Source organism: Rhodopseudomonas palustris, from assembly GCF_003031265.1.
Lineage (GTDB): Bacteria > Pseudomonadota > Alphaproteobacteria > Rhizobiales > Xanthobacteraceae > Rhodopseudomonas > Rhodopseudomonas palustris_H.
On sequence record NZ_CP019966.1, the window covers coordinates 3,826,642 to 3,848,094 of the forward strand.

The 21,453-nt window shown below is 65.5% G+C and carries 19 protein-coding genes and 1 tRNA gene; 5 read left to right on the forward strand and 15 right to left on the reverse strand.

The window, feature by feature from the left end:
* Positions 1 to 15: 15 nt before the first annotated feature.
* The gene (locus RPPS3_RS17850) at positions 16 to 2,397 is read right to left on the reverse strand and encodes a TonB-dependent receptor (RefSeq protein ID WP_107345260.1); all 2,382 of its coding nucleotides are present in this window, start codon (positions 2,395 to 2,397) and stop codon (positions 16 to 18) included.
* A 295-nt stretch (positions 2,398 to 2,692) separates the two neighbouring features.
* Positions 2,693 to 2,935, reverse strand: coding sequence for a hypothetical protein (locus RPPS3_RS17855; RefSeq protein WP_011159021.1), 243 nt, complete (start codon positions 2,933 to 2,935; stop codon positions 2,693 to 2,695).
* A 336-nt stretch (positions 2,936 to 3,271) separates the two neighbouring features.
* Between RPPS3_RS17855 and RPPS3_RS17860 the strand changes: the two genes are divergently transcribed.
* Entirely contained in the window at positions 3,272 to 4,495 is a 1,224-nt protein-coding gene (locus RPPS3_RS17860; protein ID WP_107345261.1) for an efflux RND transporter periplasmic adaptor subunit, read from the forward strand.
* 2 nt (positions 4,496 to 4,497) lie between these two features.
* The gene (locus RPPS3_RS17865) at positions 4,498 to 7,635 is read left to right on the forward strand and encodes a multidrug efflux RND transporter permease subunit (RefSeq protein WP_107345262.1); all 3,138 of its coding nucleotides are present in this window, start codon (positions 4,498 to 4,500) and stop codon (positions 7,633 to 7,635) included.
* Between the two features lie 54 nt (positions 7,636 to 7,689).
* Here the strand turns inward: RPPS3_RS17865 and RPPS3_RS17870 are convergent, their stop codons facing one another.
* The gene (locus RPPS3_RS17870) at positions 7,690 to 8,082 is read right to left on the reverse strand and encodes a PIN domain-containing protein (protein ID WP_107345263.1); all 393 of its coding nucleotides are present in this window, start codon (positions 8,080 to 8,082) and stop codon (positions 7,690 to 7,692) included.
* The gene (locus RPPS3_RS17875) at positions 8,079 to 8,333 is read right to left on the reverse strand and encodes an AbrB/MazE/SpoVT family DNA-binding domain-containing protein (RefSeq protein ID WP_107345264.1); all 255 of its coding nucleotides are present in this window, start codon (positions 8,331 to 8,333) and stop codon (positions 8,079 to 8,081) included. Before RPPS3_RS17875 ends, RPPS3_RS17870 begins: the two co-directional genes overlap by 4 nt.
* A 293-nt stretch (positions 8,334 to 8,626) precedes the next feature.
* Here RPPS3_RS17875 and RPPS3_RS17880 point away from each other — a divergent pair.
* The 3 genes from RPPS3_RS17880 to RPPS3_RS17890 all read left to right on the forward strand — a co-directional run bounded on the left by RPPS3_RS17880 (position 8,627) and on the right by RPPS3_RS17890 (position 9,543).
* A tRNA-Gln gene (locus tag RPPS3_RS17880) sits at positions 8,627 to 8,700 on the forward strand.
* Between the two features lie 100 nt (positions 8,701 to 8,800).
* Complete coding sequence (locus RPPS3_RS17885; RefSeq protein WP_107345265.1) at positions 8,801 to 9,214, forward strand: nucleotidyltransferase substrate binding protein; 414 nt, start codon at positions 8,801 to 8,803, stop codon at positions 9,212 to 9,214.
* The gene (locus RPPS3_RS17890; RefSeq protein ID WP_107345266.1) at positions 9,211 to 9,543 is read left to right on the forward strand and encodes a nucleotidyltransferase family protein; all 333 of its coding nucleotides are present in this window, start codon (positions 9,211 to 9,213) and stop codon (positions 9,541 to 9,543) included. Before RPPS3_RS17885 ends, RPPS3_RS17890 begins: the two co-directional genes overlap by 4 nt.
* Before the next feature lie 10 nt (positions 9,544 to 9,553).
* On the opposite strand, the gene RPPS3_RS17895 is transcribed toward RPPS3_RS17890, so the two are convergent.
* The 11 genes from RPPS3_RS17895 to RPPS3_RS17945 all read right to left on the reverse strand — a co-directional run bounded on the left by RPPS3_RS17895 (position 9,554) and on the right by RPPS3_RS17945 (position 21,453).
* On the reverse strand, positions 9,554 to 10,747 hold the full coding sequence (locus RPPS3_RS17895; RefSeq protein WP_107345267.1) for a CaiB/BaiF CoA transferase family protein: 1,194 nt from the start codon (positions 10,745 to 10,747) through the stop codon (positions 9,554 to 9,556).
* Between the two features lie 105 nt (positions 10,748 to 10,852).
* On the reverse strand, positions 10,853 to 12,064 hold the full coding sequence (locus tag RPPS3_RS17900) for an ABC transporter substrate-binding protein (RefSeq protein ID WP_107345268.1): 1,212 nt from the start codon (positions 12,062 to 12,064) through the stop codon (positions 10,853 to 10,855).
* A 237-nt stretch (positions 12,065 to 12,301) separates the two neighbouring features.
* Positions 12,302 to 12,916 carry a class I SAM-dependent methyltransferase gene (locus RPPS3_RS17905; RefSeq protein WP_107345269.1) on the reverse strand — a complete coding sequence of 205 codons (615 nt, stop codon included), beginning with the start codon at positions 12,914 to 12,916 and terminating at the stop codon, positions 12,302 to 12,304.
* A gap of 6 nt (positions 12,917 to 12,922) precedes the next feature.
* Positions 12,923 to 14,431 (reverse strand): Do family serine endopeptidase, encoded by a 1,509-nt coding sequence (locus tag RPPS3_RS17910; protein WP_107345270.1) that lies wholly within the window; start codon positions 14,429 to 14,431, stop codon positions 12,923 to 12,925.
* Positions 14,432 to 14,645: 214 nt separating this feature from the next.
* Complete coding sequence (locus RPPS3_RS17915) at positions 14,646 to 14,846, reverse strand: DUF2065 domain-containing protein (RefSeq protein WP_107345271.1); 201 nt, start codon at positions 14,844 to 14,846, stop codon at positions 14,646 to 14,648.
* A gap of 241 nt (positions 14,847 to 15,087) precedes the next feature.
* On the reverse strand, positions 15,088 to 16,023 hold the full coding sequence (hflC, locus tag RPPS3_RS17920; protein ID WP_107345272.1) for a protease modulator HflC: 936 nt from the start codon (positions 16,021 to 16,023) through the stop codon (positions 15,088 to 15,090).
* Positions 16,020 to 17,174, reverse strand: a complete 1,155-nt coding sequence (gene hflK, locus RPPS3_RS17925) for an FtsH protease activity modulator HflK (RefSeq protein WP_107345273.1) — start codon at positions 17,172 to 17,174, stop codon at positions 16,020 to 16,022. Before hflK ends, hflC begins: the two co-directional genes overlap by 4 nt.
* Before the next feature lie 144 nt (positions 17,175 to 17,318).
* Entirely contained in the window at positions 17,319 to 17,861 is a 543-nt protein-coding gene (locus tag RPPS3_RS17930) for a dihydrofolate reductase (RefSeq protein ID WP_107345274.1), read from the reverse strand.
* Positions 17,858 to 18,652 (reverse strand): thymidylate synthase, encoded by a 795-nt coding sequence (locus RPPS3_RS17935; protein ID WP_107345275.1) that lies wholly within the window; start codon positions 18,650 to 18,652, stop codon positions 17,858 to 17,860. The genes RPPS3_RS17930 and RPPS3_RS17935 overlap by 4 nt, the downstream gene beginning before the upstream one ends.
* A gap of 174 nt (positions 18,653 to 18,826) precedes the next feature.
* Positions 18,827 to 19,834, reverse strand: a complete 1,008-nt coding sequence (locus RPPS3_RS17940; protein ID WP_107345276.1) for a tripartite tricarboxylate transporter substrate-binding protein — start codon at positions 19,832 to 19,834, stop codon at positions 18,827 to 18,829.
* A gap of 101 nt (positions 19,835 to 19,935) precedes the next feature.
* Positions 19,936 to 21,453, reverse strand: coding sequence for a tripartite tricarboxylate transporter permease (locus tag RPPS3_RS17945; RefSeq protein WP_199852151.1), 1,518 nt, complete (start codon positions 21,451 to 21,453; stop codon positions 19,936 to 19,938).

Here is a 21,453-nt window from a genome sequence, read left to right on the forward strand (position 1 = left end):
AGTCTCGCGACGCGCTTAAAGCGCGCCGCGTAGCGTCAGCCAGACCGAACGGCCCGGCGCGATGAACACGAACGGCGAGTTCGATCGATAGAACGCGTCGTAGTAGGTGGTGTTGAAGATGTTGTTGACCGACAGCTTGGCGGTCATGTGCTTGTCGACCTTGAACTCGACGAAGCTGTCGAACCGCCAGTGCTCGGGCAGCACGTTGCCGTTGATCGCCGCGAAGGTGCCGCCGTAGATCTTGGAGGCGTACACCGCCTGTCCGCCGACTTCCCAATGGTCGTCGAACTTGTACTTGGTGAGCAGGTTGAACGATTGATGCGCGATGTTGGCGAGCTGCGCGCCGACCGAATTCGGATCGATCGATTGCAGCACCTTGGTTTCCATCAGCACCAAGCCGCCGAACACGCTCCAGCGGTCGGTGATCTTGCCGGAGGCTTCGAGGTCGATACCGCGAACCCGATAGACGCCGGTCGACAGGATGTTGTTGCCGACGGTCTCGCGGGCGTTCGACTTCTGGGTTTCGAACAGCGATGCGGTCAGCAGCAGCCGGCGATCGAACAGCTCCCATTTGGTGCCGACTTCCGCCGCCTTGTTCATTTCTGGCGGCAGCGCCTGGAAGGTGGCGTTGTTGACCACGAGGCCGCCGTAAGCGGTGCCCGAGGCGTCGAGTTCGGCGCCGACCGGGTTGGTCGAGGTCGCGTAGGCGGCGTACAGGCTGGCGTAAGGCAGCGGCTTCACCACCGCGCCGAGATTGTAGTTCCACATCCCCGACTGCACCGCGGTGGAGGTCGCCGCGGTGTGTCCGGTGATGTTGTAGTCGTCGTAGCGCAGGCCGCCGTTGAGGATGACGACGTCGTTCCAGTTGGCGGTTTCGATCACATAGGCCGACTTGGTGTCGACATTGATGAAGGTCGGGTTGTAGGCGCGCTGCGGCTGGGTGGCGAACTCGAACAGGTTCGGCGGCGCCAGCAGCGGCACGGTGATGCGGCCGCCGCTCTGGAAGCCGGCGAGCTCCGAGGTGAGGCCCGCATAGGTGTCGCGCATCACGCTTTCGCGCGAGATTTCCGCACCGCCGACCATGGTGTGCTTCACCCCGCCGACGTCGAACTTGTAGGTCAGGTCGGTCTGGTTGGCGAGCACGTCGGTGGTCTGATAGCGGCTCTGCGACGCCAGCGAGACCGTGGTGGCGGTCGGATTGCTCGGCAGCGTGCCGATATAATCGAGCACCGAATGCGCGGCGCGCGAGCGGTTGGTCAGCGTCAGGTCCGGCGTGATCGCGAACTCACCGGTGACCGTGCCGAAATCCTGCTTGGCCTTCTGGAAGTCGCGATTGACGAAGCCGTAATAGGTTTCGCGCGGCACGTTGACGTCGGTCGACGGCCGGCGCAGCGCGGTGTTGTACGGCACACCGAAATCCGGCAGGCCGTCGAGATCAGTGTGGACGTAGTTGGCGGTGACCTTGATGGCGTCGGTCGGCGTCCACTTCACCGCCGCCAGCGTGCCCCAGCGGTCGTCGGTGACGTAGTTGCGACCGGCAACCTTGGCGTCCTGGTACAGGCCGTCGACACGGACCGCCAATGTCGGGCTCAGCACCTGGTTGACATCCACCGTGACGCGCTTGGTGGCGTCGGAGCCAAACGTGGTTTCGGCCTTGGTGAAATTGCCTTCGGTGGTCGCCTGCTTGGTGACGATGTTGATGGCACCGCCGGCGGTGCCGCGGCCCGCCATGGTCGAGGCCGGACCGCGCAGGATCTCGACCTGCTCGGTGAAGAAATTCTCGCGGATCGAGATCGCCGGATCGCGGATGCCGTCGATGAATACGTCATTGCGGGCATCGAAGCCACGGATGAAGAAGCGGTCGCCAAACGCGTTGCCGCCCTCCCCGGTGCCAAGCGTGACGCCGGCGGTGGAACGCGCCACTTCGCGCAGCGAGGTCGCGTTCTTGTCCTCAAGCAGTTCCTTGGTCAGCACCGTCACGGTGCGCGGGGTGTTGAGCACCGGCTCGGTGAACTTGGTGCCCGACAGCCGGTCGACCTTGTAGGGCGCGGCCGCATCCGCATAGGGGTTGCGATCCGCCGACAGCGTGCCGGCATTGGGAAACGGTACCGGCTGCACCTGGGTCGGCTGCGCGCGGCGCGCCGCCCGGCGCAGCGCGGTGCGGGCACGCACCTGATCGGGCGTTGCGCGCGCCGCCGCCGGTTTCGGCCGTGCCACCGGGGCATCGACGGTCACAGCCGGCAGACTCGACTGCTGCGCTTCGGCGCCGCCGATCGACGCCACCGCGATCATGCCGGCTACCGCCGACACCTTGCGGCCATGATGGCCGTCGAATTCGCTGAAAGTCCGAAGCGTTGCTTCCGCTCGCAACGACCTCGGTGCCTTTGCCCCGTTCATCCCACGCCCCCAGATGTGCTGCCGCTAATCAAGTGCAACAAAGGTGGTATCGAGCGGGGTATCGAGGGTCAACGAAGCGTCACGATCGACAAGATGGAATAGTTCAAGATCAAAATCATTCTAAGAAACAGCCTCCGTAAACATCCGGAAGCGCGACACATCTCGGTACTTCAGCACCTCGAAGTGATCGATTGTTGCTCACTTCATGAGCAGCGAGCGATGCGATGGAACGGCGCTGTGGACATCACGCTGCGCGTGCGGACGCGCAGAGAGGCGCATACAGACCTGGGCTGACTTACTCCGCGGGGCTCGGCGGCTTCATCAACGAGAACATCTCATCGACGGTCTGCTGCGCCGTGAGTCGCACCCGCTCGGTATCCACCATCCCGTCGATGCGGATGCCGCGGACCACTGCGCGGATCTCGTCGCGAAACTCGCTGAGGAATTGCAGCGGGTCGCGCTGCTCATTGGCGACGCGCGCAATCAGCCCGGTGATCAGGATCTGGCAGGCGATCATCCGGCCGTTGAGCTCTTCCATTCTGTACTCCGGTCGCGCGGCAGCACATTCCCCCTGCCGCATCGAGCGCCGTGGTATGGCCGAGCTGCACGCAACTGACAATTGGAAGAGTTCTTAACTGGAGCTCATGCCCTGCCCGTCACCACGACCGGCGAGCGATCGATGGCGCTGCCGCAACCCAACTTCGCGCCCGCTCGATGAACCCTGCCGCTCCATGAAAGTTTAGCAATGTCATGCGGTTTGTGATGTGCTGGCGGCAATTGCCGCTATAGTTACCCCTCAATCCAGGCAATCACCGCCGCGCGGGCTGAACCGGTCGCCAGAAGCCGTCACCGCCGGCCGAACATCGGATCGGGCATGAACAAACCCGGCGCCTATCGCAGGGCCTTCGTTGTCGTGTGCCTGCTGCTTGCAGCGGGCGGTTCTTATTGGGGCTGGCAACGCGTCCAGAGCGGCAGCTCCGCGGCGCCGGGCGGCACCCCGCAGGCACAATCGGGTACCTCCACGCCGAAAGCCGGCGCCGGCCGCACCGCAGCGGTTCCCGTGACGGTGGCGACCGCGCAGAAGGCCGACTTTCCGGTGTATCTGAGCGGGCTCGGCACCGTTCAGGGCTTCAATACCGTTCTGGTCCGCAGCCGGGTCGACGGCCAGCTCGACAACATCGCCTTCACCGAAGGCCAGATCGTCCAGGCCGGCGACCTGCTGGCGCAGATCGACCCGCGGCCGTTCCAGGCCACGCTGGACCAGGCCAAGGCCAAGAAGGCGCAGGACGAGGCCAATCTCGCCAACGCCAAGCTCGACCTCAGCCGCTCGGTGCGGCTTGGCGAATTCGCCACCAAGCAGCAGACCGACACCCAGCGCTCCAACGTCCAGCAGCTCACCGCGCAGATCGAGGCCGACGAGGCCGCGATCGCGAACGCGCAGACCCAGCTCGATTACGCGACGATCAAGGCGCCGATCTCCGGCGTGACCGGGCTGCGCCAGGTCGACAAGGGCAACATCGTCAACGCCTCGAGCCAGACCGGCATCGTCACCATCGCGCAGATCGAGCCGATCGCTGTGATCTTCACCGCGCCGGAAGAGCGCGTGTTCGACATCAACCGCGCCCTCGCCGCCCGCCCGCTCCAGGTGATCGCGCTCTCCACCGACGCCAAGACCACCTTCGCCGAAGACGGCACGCTTGCGGTGGTCAACAACCAGGTCGACAGCAACAGCGGCACGGTGCGGCTCAAGGCGGTGTTCGCCAACAAGAACCACGCGCTGTGGCCCGGCCTGTCGGTGCAGACCCGGCTGCTGGTGAAAACCTTGAAGGACGTCGTGGTGGTTCCGAACGATGCGGTCCAGCACGGCACCGACGGGCTGTATGCCTACGCGGTCGACGCCGACAACAAGGCCGAGCTGCGCAAGCTGGTGGTCGGACCCGCCAACGACCAGAACACTGTGGTCGAGCGCGGCCTCGAGCCCGGCGACCGGGTGGTGGTCGGCGGCCAGTACAAGGTCAAGCCGGGCACGCCGTTGGCGTTCAAGGTCGCCGATAACGAACCGGCGGCGCCGGTGCAGCCCAAGCCGGCCGGGAAATAGCCATGGACCGGAGCATCTCGGCGCCGTTCATCCGCTACCCGATCGCAACGTCGCTATTGATGGCGGGGATCCTGTTTCTCGGCCTGATCGCCTACCCTGCGCTGCCGGTGGCGCCGCTGCCGCAGGTCGACTTCCCCACTATCCAGATTTCCGCCAGCCTGCCCGGCGCCAGCCCGGAAACCATGGCCTCGTCGGTGGCGACGCCGTTGGAGCGCCAGCTCGCGCAGATCCCCGGCGTGTCGCAGATGACTTCGACGAGCTCGCTGGGCTCGACCGCGGTCACCATCCAGTTCGACCTCAACCGCAACATCGACGCCGCCGCCAACGACGTTCAGGCGGCGATCAACGCCGCCGGCGGCCAGCTGCCGAAGAACCTGCCGAACCCGCCGACCTACCGCAAGGTCAACCCGGCCGATGCGCCGATCCTAATCCTGTCGGCAACCTCCGACACCCTGCCGCTCACCACCGTCAGCGACAACGCCGACGCCAAGATCGCCCAGCAGATCAGCCAGATCACCGGCGTCGCCCAGGTGTTCATCGGCGGCCAGCAGAAGCCGGCGATCCGGATCCAAGTCGATCCGGCCAAGCTGATGACCAAGGGCCTGTCGCTCGAGGACGTGCGCGCCCAGATCGCGATCACCACCGTCGACAGCCCGAAGGGCACGCTCGACGCGCCGAACCGCAGCTACACCATCTACGCCAACGACCAGCTCACCGAGTCCAAGGACTGGAACGACGTCATCCTCGCCTATCGCAACGGCGGCCCGCTGCGGATTCGCGACGTCGGCCACGCGGTGACCGGGCCGGAGGACGCCAAGACCGCGGCCTGGGCCAACGGCAAGCGCGGCGTGTTCCTGGTGGTGTTCAAGCAGCCCGGCGCCAACGTCATCGACACTGTCGATCACATCAAGGCGGAGCTGCCGCGGTTGGTCGCCGGCATTCCGCCGGCCATCAAGGTCGAGGTGATCAGCGACCGCACCACCACCATCCGCGCCGCGGTCGAGGACGTGCAGTTCACCCTGCTGCTGACGATCGCGCTGGTGGTGATGGTGATCTTCCTGTTCCTGCGCAGCTTCTGGGCCACCATCATCCCCAGCGTCACGGTGCCGCTGGCGCTGCTCGGCGCATGCGCTCTGATGTGGGCGGCCGGCTACACGCTCGACAACCTGTCGCTGATGGCGCTGACGATCTCGGTCGGCTTCGTGGTCGACGACGCCATCGTGATGCTGGAGAACATCGCCCGCCACATCGAAGAGGGCGAGAAGCCGTTCACCGCGGCGCTGAAGGGCGCGCGCGAAATCGGCTTCACCATCGTGTCGATCTCGATCTCGCTGGTCGCGGTGCTGATCCCGCTATTGTTCATGGGTGGCATCATCGGCCGGCTGTTCCGCGAATTCGCCGTGACGCTGGCGATGACCATCGCGGTGTCGATGCTGGTGTCGCTGACGCTGACGCCGATGATGGCGTCGCGCTTCATGCGGCCGGCCACCGAAGTGCGCCACGGCCGGATCTATCAGTGGATCGAAGGCGCGTTCGAAGCGATGCTGCGCGCCTATGAGCGCGGCCTCGATCTGGTGCTGCGCTGGCGCTTCACCACACTGATGGTGTTCTTCGCGACGGTGGGACTGTCGGTGTACCTGTTCGTTGCGATCCCGAAGGGCTTCTTCCCGCAGCAGGACGTCGGCATGATCACCGCGGCGTCCGAGGCCGCGCAGGACATCTCGTTCACCGGGATGAAGCAGCGCCAGGAGCAGCTCGGCGAGATCGTGATGGCCGATCCCGACGTCGACAGCGTCGCGATGTTCATCGGCGGCAGCGGCACCGCGCTCAACACCGGACGGATGTTCATCACGCTGAAGCCACGCGACGAACGCTCGGCCAGCGCCCAGGAGATTATCGCGCGGTTGCGGCCGAAGCTGGAGAAGGTCGAAGGCGCGCGGCTGTTCATGCAGGCGGCCCAAGACGTCCGGCTCGGCGGTCGGCCGACCCGCACCCAGTTCGAATACACTCTGCAGGACGCCAACCTCACCGAGCTCAACGAGTGGGCGCCGAAGGTGCTGGCGAAGATGCAGTCGCTGCCGCAACTGCGCGACGTCGCCACCGACCAGCAGACCGAAGGCACGACGCTGACGCTGACGATCGACCGCGACACCGCCTCGCGGTTCGGCATCAAGCCGCAACTGATCGACGACACGCTGTACGACGCGTTCGGCCAGCGCCAGGTGACGCAGTACTTCACCCAGGTGAACACCTACCGGATCATCCTGGAGGTGCTGCCGGAGCTGCAAGGCCGGCTCGACACCCTGAACCAGATCTACGTCAAGTCGCCGACCACCGGCGACCAAGTGCCGCTGTCGGCGTTCGCGAAATGGACCACGGTGCCGGTGCGGCCACTGTCGATCAGCCACCAGGGCCAGTTCCCCGCCACCACGATCAGCTTCAATCTGGCCCAGGGCGTCGCGCTCGGCCAGGCCACCGAAGCGGTGCAGGCCGCAATGGCCGAGATGGGCACGCCGCCGACGCTCAGCGGCAGCTTCCAGGGCACCGCGCAGGCGTTCCAGCAGTCGCTATCGACCGTGCCGCTGTTGATCGTCGCGGCGCTGGTGGTGGTCTATCTGATCCTCGGCATCCTGTACGAGAGCTACATCCACCCGCTGACGATTCTGTCGACCCTGCCCTCAGCCGGCGTCGGCGCGCTGGCGATGCTGATGCTGTTCGGCTTCGACTTCAGCCTGATCGCGCTGATCGGCATCATCTTGCTGATCGGCATCGTGAAGAAGAACGGCATCATGATGGTCGACTTCGCCATCACAGCCGAGCGCGACGAGCATCTCGATCCCGAGCAGGCGATCCGCAAGGCCGCGCTGCTGCGCTTCCGCCCGATCATGATGACCACGATGGCGGCGATGCTCGGCGGCGTGCCGCTGATGCTCGGCACCGGCACCGGCTCGGAAATCCGCCAGCCGCTCGGCTACGCGATGGTCGGCGGCCTGCTGGTCAGCCAGGCGCTGACGCTGTTCACCACCCCGGTGGTGTACCTCTATCTCGACCGCCTCTCCAACGCCCTCACCAACTGGGGCCGCACCCACATCCCGGTCGACCAGGACGAAGACGACCGCGTCCAGCGCGCGGCGGAGTGAGGCCGAGCGCAGGTGAGCGAGGCTACCCTCGCTCCAGCGGCTTCGTTGCTGGCCTTACAGAAACGGATTCTCGACGCGCAGCGCGCCGAAGGTGCGGCCGTGCTGCAGGTCTTCGCTGTACAGCACATCACACCCAGCCTCCTGAGCAGCCGCGACGATCAGCGCGTCGTGGAACGGCAGCCTGTGATCGCGTGCAAGGACAACGGCCGCGGCGTGGGTATTTAGAGTGATCGGAAGTACGTCATCGAGCGCGGCGCGAAGCTGCTTGAGCGCGACTTCGATCTGTGGCCAGTCTTGCCGAAGCTTTCGGCGCGCTACGTGGACGAATTCGTTGAGCACCTGAACGCTGGCCACACCACCACTGCTCAGGCAAGTTGCGGCCGTCTGCTGACGCGGGTCCGAAGTGGTGATGTAGACGAGGATATTCGTATCGAAGAACGCCTTCACTGATCATTCGCCTCGTCGCGATACCGCTCGTTTGCCTCGTCGCGATCAAACTTGTAGTCGGCAGGAAGTTTCCATTGCAGCTTGGAAAGGCGCTCCACCGCCGCCTTGCGCCGGTTTTCCTTCTCCACCACCAGCGTTCGTTCGACAATGTCGACCACGTTCAGCTCATCGCCCTCTTTCAGTTCGAGCTTGTCGACCAGAGCTTTGGGCAGCCTAACGGCGAGGCTATTGCCCCATTTCGACACCTGCATCACATCCTCTATGCCCGGTGATCCCGTATATCATATGCAGGATATACATTATCTCAACTAGCACGAGCTGGGCGCATCGCGCCCGTGGCCCCTTAAGGTGCCGGCCAACCGCCGCAGTCTTCACGCCAATCTCCCCATCTGTCGCAAGCAACCCTCTTGCAGGGCGGAGCCGACGCAGCTAGAAGATCCGCACACCCGAGGCGCGTCGCGAGCCACTCCCGCCGCGCCCGGCACCGTGTCGAGTGTGCCCCGTGCATCACTCCTAAATGCCTGATCCGTCAGCGCATTCTCGGTGGGGAATGGTGTAATGGTAGCACAACAGACTCTGACTCTGTTTGTCTTGGTTCGAATCCAGGTTCCCCAGCCAGTTCCGGCCTAGGCCGATTGAAAATCCCTCGTTTCGACCTATCGTTCACCCATCGCTGCGGCGCCGCTCGGCGCGAACGGCACCAGCCGGGTGAGCGTTGATGACCGATACGAAGCCAGACATCTCGCTGCTCAAGCGTGCGCTCGATCGTCTGATCGAGGGGCTCGCACGTTATCAGGCCGACATCTCCGATACTCAGATCCGCGACGGCTTGGTGCAGCGCTTCGAGTTCACCTACGAGATCGCGCACAAGATGGTGAAGCGCTATCTGGAATTCGCTTCGCCGAACCCGGCGCTGATCGACGGTATGAGCTTTCAGGATCTGATCCGTACCGCGGGTGAACAGGGTCTATTGCTAGGGGAATGGGCCGACTGGCGCGGCTTCCGCGAAATGCGCAGCAAAACCAGCCACACCTACAATGAAGACGTTGCGCTGGAAGTGGTCGGCGGCATCCCGCGCTTCATCGCGGAAGCCCGCGTACTCTACGACCGTCTCGCCGAGCGGCTGGCATGACGGCGCCTCTGCTGAAGCTCGATCTGCGCCCCGAACACTGGGCGATGGTTCGCGATATCCTGGCGACGCAGATCCCGGACCGGGAAGTTCTCGCCTTCGGCTCGCGCGCTCGTGGACAGGCGAAGCCATATTCGGATCTCGATCTCGCCGTGCTCGGAGATGATCCGCTCGGCCTCCACAAGGTTGCCGAACTGAAGGAAGCGTTCGAGGAGTCGGACCTTCCATTCAAGGTCGACGTCGTTGAGTGGACACAGACCGATGCGCGGTTTCGCGAGGTGATCCGGCGCGATGCGGTGCGGGTGCAGTCCGCCGGCGCGTCTGCCCCCTGAGCAGCGCGCCTCACCCCTCCCCCACCGCCTTCGCCTGGACCAGCGCGTCGATCTCGTCGGCGTGGTAGCCGGCCTCCAGCAGCACCTCGCGGGAATGTTCGCCGAGGCGCGGAGATGGGCGGTGCAGGTTGGGCGGAGCTTCGGAGAAGCGCGTCGCCGGGCGGGCCTGGCGGAGCTTGCCTTCGCTGGGGTGATCAATCGCGGCGAACAGGCCGACGGCTTTGAGGTGCTCCTGCTCGCCGATCTCGCTGATCTTGGCAAACGCCGTGTGCGGCACGTCGAGGCGCAGCAGCAATTCCTCCCACTCCGCGGTGGTGCGGGCCGGCGCGATCTCGGCCATCGCCGCATAGATCCGGTCGATGTTCTCCGCCCGCGCCACCGGATCGCGCACCTGGAGTTCGTCGATCAGTTCGGAGCGGCCGACCGCTTCGAAAAACGCGCACCAGTTGTCGCCGGAATACGGCAGCATCGTCATCCAGCCGTCCTTGGTACGCACCGGCTTGCGCTCCTTCATCCGCTTGTAGCCCGAGGGGCCGATCGGCGGATCGAACGCGTAGCCGCCGAGCATCTCGATGCTGTTGAAGCCGGCGATGGTCTCCAGCATCGGCACCTCGACGAGCTGGCCCTTGCCGGTGCGCTCGCGGCTGAACAGCGCCGCCGACACCGCGCCAGCGAGCGCCTGGCCGCAGATCTTGTCGCCGACCAGGCTCGGTACGAATTGCGGCTCGTCGTCCGAGCCGATCGATGAGGCAAGACCCGAAGCCGCCTGGATGATCTCGTCGAACGCCGGCCGCGCCGCCCATGGGCCATCCTGGCCGAAGCCGGTCGCGGCGGCGTAGATCAGCCGCGGATTGAGCGCCGCACAGGCGTCATAGCCGAAGCCGAGCCGCGCCATCGCAGCGGGGCGGACGTTGGTGAGCAGCACGTCGGCGGTCGGGATCAGCCGCTGCAGCACCGCCTTGCCGTCAGGATGCTTCAGGTCCAGCGCAAGGCTGCGCTTGTTGCGGTTCACCGCCATGAACTGGCCGCTCATGCCGCGGTTTCGAAACAGCCCGGTGTAGCGCCACATGTCGCCGTCGAGGGTTTCGATCTTGATGACGTCGGCGCCCCAGTCGCCGAGGATCTGCGCCGCATAAGGGCCGAACAGCACGCTGGTGAGATCGAGAATGCGGATGCCGGCGAGCGGCCCGGTCGGTACGGTCATGGACTCAACGATGCGGTTGAAGGAAATAACTCGACGTCGACAGCGCGACGCCATTCAGCAGGACGGGAGCGGCAAGCGCCCTCCCCCATCCTGGGTCTCGCGCAACTACTCGCTCAGCACGTCGCCAAACAGCTCCCACGAGGTGCCGTTGAAGCGCGCCATCTGCAGTTGCCGGATCGGCGTACGCTGATCGGGCGACATCTGCAGCTTGATGCCGGGCAGCAACATCGGCATCTCGACGCCGTTCAGCGCCTCCACCTGCTTCATCAGATTAGCCCGGGTGAGATCGTCGCCGGCACGGCGCAGCACCAGCTCCATCATCTGCGCAAAGGTGTAGCCGGAGACGTTGAAGATGTCGGCCGGATCGGCGCCGGGATTGTAGGCCTGCATCCAGCTGCGCCATTGCTGCATGCCGGGATCATTGGCCCAGCGCGGATCGCCCGGATCCTTCAGGTAAGCGCCAGTGACGATGCCGACCGCGTTCTCCAGCCCCGCCGGCTTCAGCACCGATCCGACTGAATTCGACACCGCCGGCAGAATGATCTGCGGCTTCCAGCCGAGCTCGGCGGCTTTCTTGATCACCTGCGCGGCGAATTTCGGCGTGCACTCGTTGAACAGCACGTCGGCGCCGGCGGCCTTGAACTTGACGATCTGGGAGTCGACGGTCGGGTCGGTGGTTTCGTACACCGCCTCCGAGACGATCTGGTTGACGTGCTCGCCGAGCCCTTCCTTGAAGCCGGCGAGATAATCGCGGCCGGCTTCCTCGGCCGGCGTGATCACCGCGATCTTGGCGTTCGGTTTGTTGGCGAGAATCCACTTCGCGTAGATCCTGCCCTCGGTCTTGTAGGTCGGCTGCGAGCCTGTGCTCCACGGGAAATGCGCGGCGTCGTTCCAGCGGCTCGCGCCGCTGAACGGCAGCAGCTGCGGGACCCTCTTGATGTTGAGATACTTCTGCACCGCGATGTTCGGCCCGGTGCCGAGGATCGAGAACATTGCCAGTACTTCGTCGCTTTCCACCAGGCGGCGAACCTGCTCCACCGTCTTCGACGGCGAGTAAGCATCGTCGAGGCTGAGCAGCTCGACCTTGCGGCCGTTGATGCCGCCCTTGTCGTTCACCATTTTGAAGTAAGCGGCCTCGGCCCGCCCGATCGTCGAATAGGCCGACGCCGGTCCCGAATACGGCATGGTCTGGCCGAGCTTGATCAGGCTGTCGCTGGCGCCGGGATCGTAGCTGCCGCCGGCGAACGCGGCGCCAGCGCTCAGTACTGCGAGCAGCGCAGCCGCGGCGGCGATCGGTGTGTGCCGAAACAATTGCATGCGGGGTCTTCCTCCTTGGTCCGGCCGCATCGTCTTGTCGCGATGCTGTCCGGTCTTCGCTCCCTCGCGGCGTTGCGACCGCGTTCGCGCTGCGTGTTGCAGGCGCCTGTTATGGGTGAGCGCACGGCTCACCGGTTGATGAAAAACATACATCCTTCGCCCGCGCTGAGGCGTGCGATCCCGTACGCATCTGCATGCGAATTTCGCAGGCTCGGAAAGCCTGCGGGCACTCGCCGGTCAGGGAGCGCGCGGCCGCACGTAGACGTCGTAGCGGACGGTCTTGCCGGCGATCTGATGCGAGGGCTTGCGCGCGGCCGGCGGCGCTGCGGCGCGAAGCGGCCATTTCAGCACCACGCGGCCGCAGTCGGCCGACAGCGCTGCAGCCAACAGCTCGCCGACGTCCGGATCGGCGCCGACCAGATCGCGCAGCAGCCGCATCTCCTGCTTCACCAGCGCGGTCTTGGTTCGCGGCGGATGCATCGGATCGATGGTGACGACGTCGGCCTGCAGCGTCGGCAGCAGCACCCGGGCATCACCGTGCAGCAGCGTCATCCGGCCGATGATCGCTGCGAGTTCGTCGCTCTCGCTGCGTGCGGCTTCGAGCGCTTCGGCCAGCAGCGCGTGCACCTCCGGCACCCGCTCGATCAGCGTCACCGTCGCGCCCATCGAGGCGAGGAGGAAGGCGTCGCGGCCGAGGCCGGCGGTGGCGTCGATCACATGCAGCGGACGGGTCGGCGAGACGCCGGTGGCCTTGAGCAGCGCGTGGCTGCGCCCCGCCTGGGTGCGAAACCGATAGCCGACCGCGCCGCCGACGAAGTCGACGGCAGGCGCGGTCCGGGCCGGTTCGGCCATTGCGCCTTATTGCAGGCTGAGCGCGACGAAGCGCAGCTCGCCGGAGCCGTTGGCGACCAGCAGCAGCACGGACTTCTTGCCGTCCTTCTTGAGCTGGTCGACCCGTTTCTTGATGTCGGCGGCGTTGCCGACCGACTCCTGGGCCACTTCGACGATGACGTCACCGGCCGACAACCGCTTCTCGGCAGCATCAGAGCCATCGTCGACGCCCGTCACCAGCACGCCCTTGACGCTGTCCTTGATCTTGTAGCGACCGCGCAGATCCTTCGACAGCGCGGCGAGATCGAGGCCCAGCACCTTCTGGGTCACCGGCTTTTCCGGTTCGGGCTGCGACTTCGCCGAAGCCGGCTGCGGCTTGGCATCGTCGTCGAGCCGGCCGAGCGTGACCTGCTTGGTCTCTTCCTTACCCTTGCGGATCAGGACGACATCGACGGTCTTGCCGACCGCGGTGTCGGCGACGATGCGCGACAGGTCCTTCGGCTCCTTGATGTCCTTGCCGTCGAACTTCACCACCACGTCGCCCGGTTCGATACCGGCCGGCTTGGCCGGGCCCTTGTCGTCGACGCCGGCGACCAGCGCGCCGCGCGCCGGCTTGATGCTCAGGCTCTCGGCGATCTCGTCGGTGACCTGCTGAATGCGGACGCCGAGCCAGCCGCGGCGCAATTCGCCGAACTGACGGAGCTGATCGACCACCGGCACCACGGTCTTCGACGGCACGGCAAAGCCGATGCCGATCGAGCCGCCCGAGGGCGAGATGATCAGCGTGTTCACGCCGATCACTTCGCCGGCGAGGTTGAACAGCGGACCGCCGGAGTTGCCGCGATTGATCGCAGCGTCGGTCTGGATGTAGCTGTCATACGGGCCGGAGTTGATGTCGCGGTTGCGCGCCGAGACGATGCCGGCGGTCACGGTGCCGCCGAGCGAGAACGGATTGCCGATCGCGATCACCCATTCGCCCAGCCGCAGCTTGTCGCTGTCGCCGAACTTCACCGCGGTCAGCGTCTTGCCCGCCGGCGGCTTGAACTTCAGCACCGCAAGGTCGGTCTTCTTGTCGACGCCGACCAGCTCCGCCTTGATCTTGGTGCCGTCGTTGAGGATCACGTTGATCTCGTCGGAATCGGCGATGACGTGATTGTTGGTGACCACCACGCCGGCCGGATCGATGATGAAGCCGGAGCCGAGCGAATTGGTCTTGCGCGGGCCGCCGCCCTTTTCGCCGCGGCGGTTCTTGAAGAAGTCCTCGAAGAACTCCTCGAACGGCGAGCCCGGCGGCAATTGCGGCGCAGCGCCGCCCTTGCTCTCGCCCGAGCCGCCCTTGGCATCGACCGTCTGGGTGGTGGAGATGTTGACCACCGCATCGATCACCTTCTCGGCGACATCGGCGATCCCTTCGGGGCCGCGGGCGGAGGCTGGCGCCGGGCCGGCGATCACCGCCGCGCCGAGGCACAGCGCGGCGAACAGCGGCCTGATCCGCAAGGGCCTGATCCGGGAACTAAAGGCGATCGCAGCGGGCATGGTCGAATCATCTCCTGGCGTGCGCAAAAGAGAGCGCAGTCGCGTGAACACTGCGCCCGATCCTGGGACCGGCGCAAGCATCGGTGGTGAACGAAGCTACCCTATCCGCGCCACTGATTGCGGCGAAAACCAGCGTCAAACCCGATGTCGTGGTTGAAAACGTCGTGACAGCATTCCGGCACCGTCACCGGCGCAGCAATGCCGGGCGCGCGCTTTAGTGCCGGACCAGCCAGATCAGCAGCAGGCCGCCGACCGCGGAGCCGATGCCGACCGCACGCAGCACATTGTCCGGAGTTTCCAGTGCGCTCTTCATCGCCCGCCGCATCCAATTAGGGCTGGCCGCGAAGATCAGGCCTTCCAGAACGAACAGCAATCCCACGCCGATGAGGAGGTCGGCGAACGCGAAAGACCTCATGCGACAGCTTCCTCCTGGCCGGCGCGCGGCCCTTGTTGTCCCAGCGCAGCTCAGCGCGCGCCGCTGTTGATCGGCCTGTTCTAGAGCAATTCCGCGTCCGATTGAAATCCAACTGCGGCTCTACAGGGTTGTTTTGTCGCGCCTTCTGACCGGAGCCTTAACCGGCCATAGCAGGCGAAGGGTAAGGCCAAAAGCAAACGGGCCGCTGGTGGGCGGCCCGTTGCAATATCGTGGTTCCGGTTTAGCGCGGTGCGGCAGGTGCCGCCGGAGCTGCAGCCGCGGCCGGCGCAGCGCCGTTCGTGGCCGCCCGCCCGTCCGGGCTGCCGAAGAACCGGAAGAAGTCCGAGTCAGGCCGCAGCAGGAAGCGGGTGTCGTTGCTCTTCAGCGACTGCTCGTAAGCGGTCATCGACCGGTAGAACGCGAAGAACTCAGGGTCCTTCGAGTACGCCGTCGCGAACAGCCGGTTACGCTCGGCGTCGCCCGAACCGCGGATCTGCTCGGCCTCGGAATTGGCCTCGGCGATGATCACGGTGGCTTCGCGGTCGGCCTTGGAGCGGATCTCCTGCGCCTTCTGGCCGCCCTGCGCGCGGAACTCGGCAGCTTCACGCTGACGCTCGGTCTGCATCCGCTGATACACCGCCTGGCTGTTCTGGTCGGGCAGATCGGCGCGGCGGATCCGGACGTCGACCACCGAGATGCCGTAGCCTTCTGCTTCCTTGTCGAGCTGGGCACGGATGCGGCCCATCAGAGCCTCACGCTCGTCGCGCACCACCTGGATGAAGGTGACCTCGCCGAGCACGCGGCGCAGCGACGCGTTGAGCAGCGTAGTGAGCTGCACGTTGGCGGCCGGGATCGAGCCGACGCTCTGATAGAAGCGCAGCGCGTTCTTGATCCGGTAGCGCGCGAACGCATCCACCACGAGCCGCTTCTGGTCGGCGGCGATCACTTCCTGGGACGGGTTCTCGAGGTCGAGAATCCGCTTGTCGATGCTGATCACCGTATCGATGAACGGCGCCTTGAAATGCAGACCCGGCTCGGTGACGACCCGCACCGGCTCGCCGAGGCGGACCAGCAGCACCTGCTCGGTCTGATTGACGGTGAACAGCGACGACCAGCCGACGATGACAGCGACCAGCGCCACGATCAGCGCGACGACTCCTGCGACTCCGGCCTTCATCGGTTGCCTCCGCCCATCGGCTGCTGGTTCTGCTGCACGGTTGCCGGCGGCGACGAGCGCCGGGTCAGTTCGTTCAGCGGCAGATAGGGCACGATGCCTTGCGCATTGCCGGCGCCCGGATCGTAGACCAGCTTGTCGGCGGAGCCGAGCACGCGCTCCATGGTTTCAAGATAGATACGTTCGCGGGTCACCGCAGGGGCCTTCTTGTATTCCTCGTACACGTCCAGGAAGCGCGCGCTCTGGCCCTTGGCCTCGGCGACCGCCTGGCCCTTGTAGCCTTCGGCGTTCTGGATGATCTGCGAAGCGCGGCCCTTGGCGTCGGGGATGACGCGGTTGGCGTAGGTCTGCGCTTCGTTCTGCATGCGCTCCTGGTCGGCGCGCGCGGCCTGCACGTCGCGGAAGGCATCGATCACCTGCTGCGGCGGGTCGACCTTCTGCAGCTGCACCTGCTGCACCAGCACGCCGGCGCCGTAGCTGTCGAGCGTCCGCTGCATCAGTTCCTGCACGGCGTTTTCGATGGTGGAGCGGGCGCCGGTCAGGATCGGCTGAATGTCGGAGCGGCCGATCACTTCGCGCATCGCGCTCTCGGCCACCGCCTTCACCGTGCCCTGCGGGCTCTGGATGTTGAACAGGTAGTCGCCGACGCCGTCGGGCTTGATCCGCCACAGCACGGTGAAGTCGACGTCGACGATGTTCTCGTCGCCGGTCAGCATCAGGCTCTCTTCCGGCACGTCGTGCATGGTCGCACCGCGGCGGGCCGGATCGTTCATCAGCGTCATGCCGATGCTGATCGTGTTGACGCGCAGCGCCTTCGGCAGCAGCACGGTCTCGATCGGATACGGCAGGTGATAGTTCAGACCCGGCTGCACGGTGCGGACGTGCTTGCCGAAGCGGAGCACCACGCCGAGCTCTTCCGACTGAACGCGGAAGAAGCCGGACAGGCCCCAGATCGCCAGCGCGCCGAGCAGCACGATCGCGATACCGAGCCCGCTGAAATGGCCGCCGGGAAGGATCTGTTGCAGCCGGTCCTGACCACGACGGAGCAGGTCTTCAAGATCAGGCGGCCGCGGTCCCGATGATTGTGGCCCCGAGCCCCACGGACCCTTGGGGCCCGAACCCCACGGGCCTCCGCCTTGATTCTTCCACGGCATTCAAACATCTCCTTCGCAGCCGAACGGCCGCAGTCTGCCCGGCTTTATAGGGGACCGTCCCCCCGGGCACAACGCGCGTCATTCCGCGTTGCGAGCTAAGCCTTGACGAAGGTTTGTCAATTGCAAACGGTGCCGCGCCCCCGCTCAGCACGTGGTTTCGCGTCGATACGTCACATAGGAAAAATCAGCGCTGTCGTGCGGCCCGGCCGTATGACGTTCGCGTGCCACTTCACGCCATTGTTCCGGACTGATCGGCGGAAACGAGGTATCACCGGCGGGCTCCGCATGCACTTCGGTGAGTTCGATCCGCACAGCGCGTGGCAGCCACTGCGTGTAGATCTCCGCCCCGCCGATCACCGCAATCTCGGTGGCAAAACGCCGCAGCGCATCGCCGCGCGCGACCTCTTCGGCCGCCGTAAATGACGGCGCCACCACCACGCCCGGGGCTGTGAATGCGGCGTCCCGCGTCACCACGATGTTGGTGCGCCCAGGCAACGGCCGGCCGATCGACTGATAGGTCTTGCGGCCCATAATCACCGGCTTGTTCAGCGTGAGCTGTTTGAACCGCTGCAGATCCGACTTCAGCCGCCACGGGATCGCGTTGCCCTGCCCGATCACGCCATTGTCAGCGACGGCAACGACCAGAACGATCGACAGGCCTGCCACCTCCGCGGCGTTACTACTCACACCGCCACCTCGGCCTTGATGTGCGGGTGCGGATCATAGCCGGTCAGGGTGAAATCCTCGTAGCGGAAGCCGAAGATGTCCTTCACCGCCGGATTGATCGTCATCCCCGGCAGCGCGCGCGGCGCGCGGGTCAGTTGCAGCCGCGCCTGCTCCAGGTGATTGGAATACAGATGCGCATCGCCGAGGGTGTGAACGAAATCACCCGGCTTCAAACCGGTGACTTGCGCCACCATCATGGTCAGCAGCGCGTAGGACGCGATGTTGAACGGCACGCCGAGAAACACATCGGCGGAGCGCTGATACAGCTGGCACGACAGCTTGCCGTTCGCGACGTAGAACTGGAATAGGCAGTGGCACGGCGGCAGCGCCATCTTCTCGACGTCGGCCGGATTCCACGCCGTGACCATCAGCCGCCGTGAATCCGGATTACGCTTGATCATCTCGACGACGTTGGCGATCTGGTCGATCGAGCCGCCGTCGGCGGTCGGCCAGGAGCGCCATTGCGCGCCGTATACCGGGCCGAGATCGCCATTGGCGTCCGCCCACTCGTCCCAGATCGTGACGCCGTGATCGTGCAAATATTTGATGTTGGTGTCGCCCTTCAGGAACCACAGCAGTTCGTGGACGATCGCCTTCAGCGGCAGCCGCTTGGTGGTCACCATCGGGAAGCCGGCCGCCAGATCGAACCGCATCTGATGCCCGAACACCGACAGCGTGCCGGTGCCGGTGCGGTCGTGCTTCTCCGCCCCGTCGCTCAAGATGCGTTCGAGCAGGTCCTGATATTGGATCATCGGCGATGTGGCTCGAAAATGCCGCGGACGCGGCGGTTCAGGCCTGCGGGCGCGTGGGCTTTAAGGAGAATCCGGACAGGCTGCGAAAATGGCCCGGGACGATGGCCACGGCAAGGCCGCTGCGCCGCCCTTCCACACGCAGGCCTGTGATCGGCCTCCGCCCGGAGGTTGCAGCTAGGGGATGTTTCCCTTCACCACCTCTTCCCAGCGGTTGATCTCGTCTTGAACGAGCTGGGCCAGCACGACCGGGGCGCGCTGCTCGGGCCGCGGTACCAGGGCGCCGAGGTCGGTCAGCCGGGTCCGGACATCCGACTGGTCGAGGGCGCGGGAGACCGCCGCGTTGATCTTGGCGACGATCGGTTCCGGCGTGCCGCGCGGCGCGAACAGGCCGGTCCAGGCGCCGACCTGGAAGCCGGGCAGCCCGGCTTCGCGGGCGGTGGGTATGTCGGGAACCACCGGATCGCGCTCCGACGCGGCAATCACATAGGCTTTGACCTTGCCCTCGCGCAGCGCCGGCACCGCATTGACGATCTGGTCGCACATGTAATCGACCTGCCCTTCCACCAGCGCCTGCAGCGCCGGGCCGGTGCCGCTGAACGGCACCCCGGTCGGATCGACCTTGAGCAGGCGGTTGAGCAGCAGGCACGACGCGTATGACACCGAGCCGAAGCCGGCATGTGCGACGTTGAGGTTGTCGGTGTGCGATTTCACGTAGGACGCGAACTCGCTCAGGTCCTTCGGCGGGAACTGCTTGCGGGCCAGCAGCAGGACGGGCATCTCGGTGAGCAGCGCGACCGGCGAGAAGTCCTTATCGGGCCGGTAGGCGAGCTTGGGGAACAGCGCCACCGCGGCGCCGTGAGTTCCAAGATGGCCGACAATCAGCGTGTGGCCGTCGGGCGCGGCGTGCGCGACGCGGGTCGCCGCCAGCGTACCACCGGCACCGAGCATGTTCTCGATTTCGATCGGCTGACCGAGCGTCTTCGCCATCTCGGCAGTAATCAGCCGTGTGACGGTATCGGTCGGTCCGCCCCGGGCGAACGGAACCACGACGGTGACGGTACGAACGGGAAAATCGATCTGGTCCAACCGGTCCGGCTCGGCGGCCGCGGCGGGCGACACCCAGAGTGCCATCAGGGCGATCGCAGCGCATCTCGCGGCGCTCGCTCCGTCAAACAAATTCATTGTGCGTCTCCGCCGGAAAGACGTGGTGATAGCGAATTACTCGCTATCAGATCAACCGGCGAAAACGACGTTGCGGCGATGCGGGATTAGCGGCGCTGAAATTACCCTTCGGACTCGACAAACACTTCGTCGCGCTTGCGCCGCAGCATAGGTAATACCGCCAGGATCAGCAGGCCGGCGGCGACGACCAGCAGTGACGCCGAAAGCGGCCGGGTGATGAATACCGAGGCATCACCACGCGAGATCAGCAGGGCGCGCCGCAGATTGTCCTCCATCAGCGGCCCCAGCACCATGCCGAGCAGCAACGGGGCCGGTTCGAAGTCGTGCTTCACCAGCCAATAGCCGATCAGCCCGAAGGCACCCGCCAGGATGACATCGACCGGGGCGTTGTTCACCGAGTAGATCCCGATGCAGCAGAACACCACGATCGACGGAAACATCAGCCGGTACGGGACGCGGAGCAGCCGCACCCAAATACCCACCAGAGGCAGATTGATCACCAGCAACATCAGGTTGCCGATCCACATCGAGGCGATCATGCCCCAGACCAGTTCGGGCTGGTTCTTCATCACCTGAGGTCCGGGCACGATATTGTGGATGGTCATCGCACCGACCATCAGGGCCATCACCGCGTTCGGCGGAATACCGAGCGTCAGCAACGGGATGAATGAGGTTTGGGCGGCGGCGTTGTTGGCGCTTTCCGGCGCCGCCACGCCTTCGATCGCGCCGCGCCCGAACCGTTTTGGGTCGCGCGCAATCTTCTTCTCCAGCGTATAGGCGGCGAACGAGGCGATCACCGCCCCGCCGCCGGGCAGGATGCCGAGGAGCGAACCGAGGATGGTGCCGCGGCCGATCGCCGGCGCGGCGTCGCGCAGGTCCTTCCGGGTCGGCATCAGCCCGGTGATCTTCTGCTGCACAAGTTCGCGATCGGTCGCGGCGCCGAAGTCGAGGTTGCGGATGATCTCCGCGAACCCGAACACCCCCATCGCCACGGTGGCGAAGCCGAGCCCGTCCGCCAGTTCCGGCACGTCAAAGGTCATCCGGGACACGCCGGTTTCGATGTCGGAACCGACCGTCGACAGCAGCAGCCCGAACACGATCATCGCCACCGCCTTCAGCACCGAACCACGCGCCAGCACAACGGCGAACACGAGGCCCAGCACCATCAGCGAGAAGTACTCGGCGGGCCCGAACTCCAGCGCCAGCCGGGTCAGCGGCTCACCGACCAGCGCGATCAGCACGGTGGCGAAGCAGCCGGCGGCGAACGAGCCGATCGCCGCGATCGCCAGCGCCGGGCCGGCGCGGCCCTGCTTGGCCATCTGGAAGCCGTCGAGCGTCGTCACCACCGAGGTCGCCTCGCCCGGAATGTTGACCAGGATCGAGGTGGTCGAACCGCCGTACTGGGCGCCGTAATAGATGCCGGCGAGCATGATCAGCGCGCCGACCGGAGGCAGCCCGAACGTGATCGGCAGCAGCATCGCGACCGTGGCAATGGTGCCGATCCCCGGCAGCACGCCGATCAGGGTGCCGACCAGCGCGCCGGTCAGGCAGAGCAACAAATTGGTCGGCGACGCGGCGACCTGGAAGCCGAGCGCGAGATTGGAAAACAGATCCATCAT